The organism is Kitasatospora sp. NPDC057500, assembly GCF_042802195.1.
Taxonomy (GTDB): domain Bacteria; phylum Actinomycetota; class Actinomycetes; order Streptomycetales; family Streptomycetaceae; genus Kitasatospora.
This window is the reverse complement of sequence record NZ_JBHVER010000293.1, coordinates 1-7,483: the sequence shown is the minus strand read 5'-3', so window position 1 is coordinate 7,483 and position 7,483 is coordinate 1. Positions and strand designations below refer to the sequence as shown.

Below are 7,483 nucleotides of genomic sequence, written 5' to 3'. Positions count from 1 at the left end.
GCGGGCCGCACGGCTGGGTGGGGGTGGACTACTTGGCGAAGCCCGGGAGGAGCTTGGCGTAGTCCGTGGCGACGGTGTTCAGGCCGTCCTGGGTCGCGGTGCCCTGGACGACCTTGCCGAGGTTGGTGCCCAGCGAAGCGAACAGCGAGCTGTACTCCGGCAGTTCGGGGCGCGGCTTGGCGCTCGACAGCACGGCCTGGAAGCCGGCGATGCCGGGGTCGGCCTTGACCTCGGGGGTGAAGGCGTCCTCGCGGGTCGGCAGGGTGGAGTTCTTCTGCGCGACGAAGGCCTGGCTCTCGGCCGAGGTCATGAAGGCGGCGAACTTCTCGGCGGCGGCCTTGTGGGCCTTGTCGGCGCCGGCGTAGACGGAGATGTTGTGGCCGCCGGTCGGGGCGCCGCCCTTGCCGGCGGAGCCGCCGGGGACGGCGGCGATGCCCAGGTTGGCCTTGTCGGCGAAGGCGGAGCCCTTGTAGATGTTGGTGATCTCCCAGGGGCCCTGGACGATCGCCGCGACCTTGCCGCTGTTGAAGGCGTCCATCATGTGCGCGTAGGCGTCGGTGGTGACGTCGGCCTTGGCGGTGCCGGGCGCGGTGAACAGGGACTTGTAGGTCTCGACGGCCTTGACGGCCTCGGGGCCGGCGACGGTGATCCTCTTGCCCTTGGCGTCGACGGTGTCGGTGCCCTCGCCGAACAGGAACGGCATCGCGTAGTAGCCGTCGGCGGCCTTCAGCCAGAAGCCGTCGACACCGGCCTTCTCCTTGACCGCGGCGGCGGCGGTCTTGAGCTCGTCCCAGGTGGCGGGGGCGGCGGTGATGCCGGCCTTGGCGAAGAGCTCCTTGTTGTAGAGCAGGCCGAGGGTGTCGGTGACCAGCGGCACGCCGTAGAGCTTGCCCTCGTAGGTGGCCTGCTGGATCAGGCTGGGCCGGAACTCGGCGGAGTCGGCGGCGGCCGGGGTGCCGTCCAGCGGCTCCAGGTAGCCGGCCTTGGCGAAGGCGGCGGTCCAGCCGACCTCGGAGCGGAACACGTCCGGAGCGCCCTTGGCCCCCATGGCGGTCTGGAGCTTGTTCTGGGCCTGGTCGAAGGGCACGTTGACGAAGTCGACCTTGACGCCCGGGTTGGCGGCCTCGAACTTCTTGACGAGTTCCCGGTAGTTCGGCGCCTCGTTGGTGGCGTTCGAGGTGTCCCAGTAGGTGAGGGTGACCGGCCCGTCGGCCTTGCCGTCGGAGCTGGAGCCGCTGCTGCCACAGGCAGCCATCGAGACCGCGAGGGCCACAACGAGGGCAGAGGCCGCGATGCCACGCCGCATGAGAACTCCTTGGAGGGTGGGGGTGCCCGAAATGACCGGAGACAGGCGCATAATGGCTGCCTTGCCTCGCGCCGACCGCACCGTTGCTGCCGCCGGGCCCGGAAGGAAGTTAACAGCGGGGTGACAGCTCCGGAAAGTCCTTGCAGCAAGTTTCTGCAAGAAACGCCGATCGTTACACCCGCGTGTCCTCCGCGTTGCCGCACAGTGGTTGACAGTCGGAAAGTTATTCGGTTTTGTCCGGTTTGCCCCGGTCGGCCGCGACCGCCGGGGCCACCCTCCGTGCTGAAAGCCTCTTGCAGCGCCCCCGTCAGCCGGTGGTTCCGAGCCGCAGCACGGTGGTCGAACGGAACTCCTCGCCCGGGCGCAGCACGGTGCTCGGGAAGGCCGGGTGGTGCGGGGAGTCCGGGAAGTGCTGGGTCTCCAGCGCGATCCCGGCGTACGGCCCGTACGGCGTCCCGCTCGCACCGGTGACCCGGCCCTGGAAGGTGTTGGCGGTGTAGACCTGGATGCCGGGCTCGGTGGTCAGCACCTCCAGGGTCCGGCCGCTGACCGGGTCCTCCAGCCGGGCCGCCGGGGCCGGGGTGCCGTCCGCCGGGCGGGGCCGCAGCACCCAGTTGTGGTCGTACCCGCCGGGCCCGGTGAGCTGCGGGTGGTCGTCGTGCAGCGACTTGCCGATCGGCCGGGCGGTGGTGAAGTCGAAGGGCGTGCCGGCCACCGGCTCGATCCGGCCGTAGGGGATCTGCCGCTCGTCGGCGGGGGTGTAGCCCTCGGCGTCCAGGGTGAGCAGGTGGCCGAGGACGTCCCCGGAGCCCTCGCCGGCCAGGTTGAAGTACGCGTGGTTGGTGAGGTTGACCACGGTCGGCGCGCCGGTCACCGCGCGGTAGCGGATCGCCAGCTCGCCGCCGGCGTCCAGGGTGTAGTCGACGGTGACGTCGAGCGCGCCCGGGAAGCCCTGGTCGCCGTCGGGGCTGTGCAGCCGCAGCCGGACGCCGCCGGGGACCTCCTCGGCCGCCCAGATCCGGTGCGCGAAGCCGTCGGGGCCGCCGTGCAGGGTGACGCCGTTGCCGGTCGGGGCGAGCTGGTGCTCCTCGCCGTCGATGGTGACGCTGCTGTCGGCGATCCGGTTGGCGTAGCGGCCGACCACGGGCCCGTAGTGGCGGGCCGGGCCGAGGATGTCGGCGAGCCGGTCGGTGGAGAGCAGCAGCTGGGCGGGGCGGCCGTCGCGGTCGGGGGCGGTCAGGGTGTGCAGGGTGGCGCCGAGGGTGAGCACGCTCGCCCCGTAGGGGCCGGCGCTCAGCGTCCACCGCTCGATCGCGGCGCCGGCGCCCGAGGGTTCGAAGGGCTCGCGCCGCACGCTGGTGGTCTGCGGCCCGTTCGCCGGGGGCGTCGCCATGGCCTGCTCCTCACTGGCGGGCCACGGGAAGCGCGCCCGCTCTTCGCCGGGTGCCGGGCCCTGTGTGTGGGCCCGGGTCGGCGTCAGCCTAGTCAGCGCGGACGGCACGGGGGCGCTCATCGAGTGCCCGCGCGCCGTCCGTTGTCCCGCACGCCACCAGGGAGCTCTGCGCGCCGGGTGGGATCAGCGGCCGGCGCCGAAGCCGCCTCCCACCGCGTCCGGCCCGCCCGGCCGGTCGAGCGGGTCGGAGCCGTCCCGCTGTGCGGGCGGCAGGCCGAGCGCGGCGGCCAGGCCGTCGGGGCCGCTGCCCGCCTTGCGGTAGACGGCGGCCAACCGGTAGTTGACCTGGCTGAGCGGCAGCGCCAGGTGCTCGGCGATCCGCTGCGGCGGTACCCCGCGCACGGCGAGTTCGGCGACCTCCCACTCCGACTGGCTGAGCGTCTCGCGCGTGTCGCCGAGCCGGTTGGGCCGCAGGCCGTAGTTGGCCAGCTCGCGCCGGGCCCGGTCGACCAGCCCGTCCGCCGCGCAGTGCTGCGCCAGCTCGATGCCCTGGTAGAGGTACTCCTGGGCGTCCTCCAGCCGGCCGACCCGGCGCAGCGCGGCACCGAGGTCGACCAGCGCGACGGCGTGCTCGTAGCCGGCCGGCGACTGGCCGAGGTGGGTGACCGCCCGCTCCAGCAGCTCGACCGCCTGCTGGCCGTCCTCGATCTGGGCGTGCAGCCGCAGCGCCGTACCGATCGCCGAGGCGGTGCCGAACCGCTCCGCGTCGACGACCGAGCGGCGGGCGTAGGCGCGGGCCCGCTCCGGCTCGTCCACGGCGAGCGCGATGGCCAGGTGCCCGGCCCAGGGCGCCCAGACCGTGTTGTGCCAGCCCCGGACGTCCAGTTGGGCGCCGGCCTCGGTCAGCGCGGCGGCCGCACCGGCGGGCCGGCCGACGGCGAGCAGCAGCTTGCCGTACAGCGAGGCGGCGTCGGGCAGCACCATCGCGGTGGCGTGGTACGGCGGGTGGAAGCCGAACTCGATGGCGAGTTCCCAGGCCTCCTGGTTGCGGCCGCGGGCGATCAGGGTGTCGATCAGCACGCCGACCGCGTCCCAGGCCAGCGGCAGCTTGGAACTGATCCGCTCGGAGAGCCGCAGCGCGCGGCGCAGGAAGTCCTCGGCCTCGGCGAGCAGGCCGCGCCGGAACCGGGCCAGGCCCATCAGGAAGTAGGCGAAGCCCCGGTGGGCGCCGCTCCAGCCGGCCACCTCGAACTGGATGATGGCGTCCGAGAAGAGCCGCTCGGCCTGGGCGATCCGGTCGTTGTAGGTGTAGGACAGGCCGAGCGTGGCGGGCAGTTCGAAGCCCCAGGTGTTGTCGGTCCAGCCGAGGCCCTTGGGCAGCCGGCCGTTGTCCAGCACGTCGTCCGCGTGCCGCAGCACCTCGGCCGAGGTCTCGCCGCGCAGGGTGAGGTCCCAGGCCCGCAGCGCCAGCACCGCCCGGTCGGCCGCCTCCCGTCCGGTGAGGCTCTCGCACAGCGCGCCGAGCCGGGCGGAGCGGGCCGGCCCGTCCTCCTCGGACTTGCGGTACGCGTGCCACATGAACGACGCGGCCTCCAACCGCAGCCGGCCCGCCGGGTCCCCGTGGGTGCGCTCGGCCTCGTCCTGGCAGACCACCGCGGCCTGGCGCAGCTCACCGCTGTGGGCGAGCACCTCGGAGAGCCGGAAGGTGGCGTCGACCCGCAGCGAGGGGCGCAGCGGTCCCTCCTCCGGGTCGAGCGCGAGCCTCAGCTGGTTGACGGTGGCGGCGGGGTCGGTGAGCAGGGCGGAGCAGCCGAGCTCGTACAGCACCTCGGCGCGGTCCTGGTCGTCCGGCGGTTCGGCGAGCGCGCGGTGGAGGCAGCGCTGGGCGGCCTCGGGCGCGCCGATCAGCAGGTGTTCGGAGGCGGCCCGGCGGAGTTTGCGGACGGTGCGGTCGTCGCCCTCGCCCGCGAAGGTCTCCACCAGGTGGCGGGAGGCGGCGAGCAGGCCGAGTCCGGCGTTCTCGATCTCGGCGGCGGCCACGCCGTGCATGCCGGTGCGGGTGGCCTCCGGCATGGTGTTGTAGATCGAGCTGGCGATCAGCGGGTGGACGAATTCGAGGTTGCCGTTCGGGGTGGTGGTGAGGACGCGCTGCTTGCGCAGTTCCTTGACGGACTCGCGGGCGCCCTCGGCGCTCTGTGCGGAGATCCGGGTGGCGAGGTCGGGTCGGATGTCGGTGCCGAGCATCGCGGCGGCCCAGGCGAAGCGCAGGGTGGCGGCGCCGAGCCGGTCCAGCCAGGACTTGAGGGTCATCCCGGTGGCGTCGACGGCGAGTTCGCGCAGTTGCTGGGCGTTCTCCTCGACCGGGTCCAGTTCCTGGTCGCGGACCTGGTCGAGCAGTGCGACGACCTCGAAGGGGTTGCCGTTGACGACGTTCCAGAACTCGTAGCAGAACGCCTCCTCGGCTTTCTCGCCGAGTTCGGCGCGGATCATGTCGGTGACCGCGACCAGGGACAGCCGGCTCAGCTGGTGGCGGCGGGTGGCCAGCGCGGCGACCGCGCGGTGGTGCTCCTGGGACTCCTGCTGCCAGTCGGCGGTGTCGTCGCGGTAGGCGAAGACCAGCAGGACCGGCAGTTCGCGGGCCCGGACGGCGAACTGGGCCAGCCAGCCGAGCGATTCGAGGTCGGCCCAGTGCAGGTCGTCGACGATCATGACCAGCGGGGCGCGTCGCGGGGCGAGCTGGGTGAGGACGAAGTCGAGTCCGTCGCGGACGCCCTGCGGGTCGAGGCGGCGGGCGCCCTTGCGGGGCTGCTTGAGGCCCATCGCCGGGCCGACGACCTCCTCCCAGGTGCCCATCACCTGGCTGAACTCGCCGGGTTCCAGGCCGCCGAGCACCGGTTGGAGGAGCTGGCGCAGCACGTGGTACGGCTCGTTGAACTGGCGCTCGCCGCCGCGTGCGAACAGCACGGTGGCGCCCTCGCGCAGTTTGGCGATCCGGCGGACCTCGTGCAGCAGGCTGGTCTTGCCGATGCCGGGGCGGCCGGAGAAGGTCAGCAGTTCGCCGATCTCGGTGCCGCCGGCCGCGAAGTCGCGGCAGAGCTTGTCCACCGCGGCCTCGGCGGAGCGGAGTTCGGCGTCGCGGTCGCGCAGTCTGATGCGATTGGGGGCGCCTTCCGCCTCCCGCGCGCCGGGCATCGCCTCCGCCCGGAAATCCCTGTCCCGCTCGGTCACCGTCGTGCCTCCGCCTCGCCGATCCCTGCTCGTGTGCCGAGGTTAGCGCCGGTGGGGGCCGGTTGGAGTGTATTCACGCAGGCGAGGGGCGAGTTGAAGGGTTTGGAGGACCGCCCGAGGGCAATTGCCCTATATCACTAACGTCGGATCATTGCATCAGATACTCTACGCCCCGCACGCCAAGTTGATCATGCCATGACCATGCTCCACCCTCCGACAGCACCGCCCCAACTCCCCCACCATTGCCCGCCGTACCCATCAGTGCCCCTACCCTTTCGCAGCTCCGGGAGTCCGATGTCTGACGACACCTCACTTCAGATTCCGTTCCCGCACCGTCGCAGCGAGCACGGGCCGTACGCCACCGAACTGCACCGCGCCTGGCTGACCCGCCATCCACTGCTTCCCGACCCGACCCACCCGTCCTACGCGCACTGGGACGTGGTCGACCTCGCGGCGCTCGGCTATCCCGACGCCGGACCCGACGAACTCGCGCTCGCCGCGGACCTCATGGGTTTCTACTTCCTCTTCGACGACCAGTTCGACGGCCCGCTCGGCCGCCGCCCCACCGAGGTCGCCCCGATCTGCGACCGGCTGATCGCCGTCCTGCACGGCGCGTCGCCCGACCGCGGCTCGCCCGTGGAGACCGCCTTCGCCGACCTGTGGGAGCGCAGCGCCCAGGGCATGCCGGCGCGCTGGCAGGCGCGCGCCGCCTACAACTGGGAGTACTACCTCGCCTCCCACCCCGCCGAGGCGGCCGGGCGGATCAGCCCGCGCCCGCCGGACCGGGCCGGCTACCAGGTGCTGCGGCGCGGCACCGCCGCGATGGAGACCATCTTCGACATGATCGAGCGGCTCGGCCACTTCGAGGTGCCGCCGGCCGTGCTGCACCACCCGGTGCTGCGCCAACTGCGCCAGCTCGCGGCCGACATCCCCTCGCTGACCAACGACGTGCGGTCGTTCCCGCTGGAGGCGCCGCGCGGCGACGTCAACAACCTGGTGATGATCGTGCGCCGGGAGCGGGACTGCTCGGCCGAGGAGGCCTGTGCCGTGGTGATGGCCGAGGCGCAGCTGATGGTCGAACGCTCCCGCGAGCTGTACGAGGGCCTGCCCGACGTCCACCGGGAGCTCGGCCTGGCCCGGGTGGAGCGGATCATCGCCCAGCGCTACGCCGACGGCCTGGTCACCTGGCTGGCCGGCTACCTGAGCTGGGAGCGCCGCACCGGCCGCTACCAGGCCGCCTGAATGGCCGCCCCTCGCCCTCGGGCCGCTCCGGTCCGGTGCCGGACGCCGGCGCTCCGGCGCCGCTCCTCCGGCTCCGCCCCGGCGGGATCGCGCCACCCTCCGTCGATCCCCGCCGCACGGACCGTAGCCGAACGGGCCGTCCGCCGGTTAGGGTGCTGCCCGGCGGACGCCCCCGGCACGGGGTGCGCCCGACCCGCGTGTGTGTCCGTTCCCTCCGCCGGGCCGCCCCTGCGCGGCCCGGCGCGGCGCGGCGGGCCCCCCCCCCCCCCCGCCCCCCCCCCCCCCCGGGGGGGACCCCACCCATCCCGGGAAAC

General features: G+C 73.2%; 4 protein-coding genes. 1 reads left to right on the top strand and 3 read right to left on the bottom strand.

Annotated elements, in window-relative coordinates:
• Positions 1 to 28: 28 nt before the first annotated feature.
• The 3 genes from ACFU74_RS34760 to ACFU74_RS34750 all read right to left on the bottom strand — a co-directional run bounded on the left by ACFU74_RS34760 (position 29) and on the right by ACFU74_RS34750 (position 5,927).
• Positions 29 to 1,306, bottom strand: coding sequence for an extracellular solute-binding protein (locus ACFU74_RS34760; protein WP_380764135.1), 1,278 nt, complete (start codon positions 1,304 to 1,306; stop codon positions 29 to 31).
• 307 nt (positions 1,307 to 1,613) lie between these two features.
• Entirely contained in the window at positions 1,614 to 2,699 is a 1,086-nt protein-coding gene (locus ACFU74_RS34755; protein ID WP_380764134.1) for an aldose epimerase family protein, read from the bottom strand.
• Between the two features lie 183 nt (positions 2,700 to 2,882).
• Entirely contained in the window at positions 2,883 to 5,927 is a 3,045-nt protein-coding gene (locus ACFU74_RS34750; RefSeq protein ID WP_380764133.1) for an ATP-binding protein, read from the bottom strand.
• A 294-nt stretch (positions 5,928 to 6,221) separates the two neighbouring features.
• Between ACFU74_RS34750 and ACFU74_RS34745 the strand changes: the two genes are divergently transcribed.
• Positions 6,222 to 7,169: a terpene cyclase gene (locus ACFU74_RS34745; protein ID WP_380764132.1), complete on the top strand. Its 948-nt coding sequence runs from the start codon at positions 6,222 to 6,224 to the stop codon at positions 7,167 to 7,169.
• Positions 7,170 to 7,483: the final 314 nt, after the last annotated feature.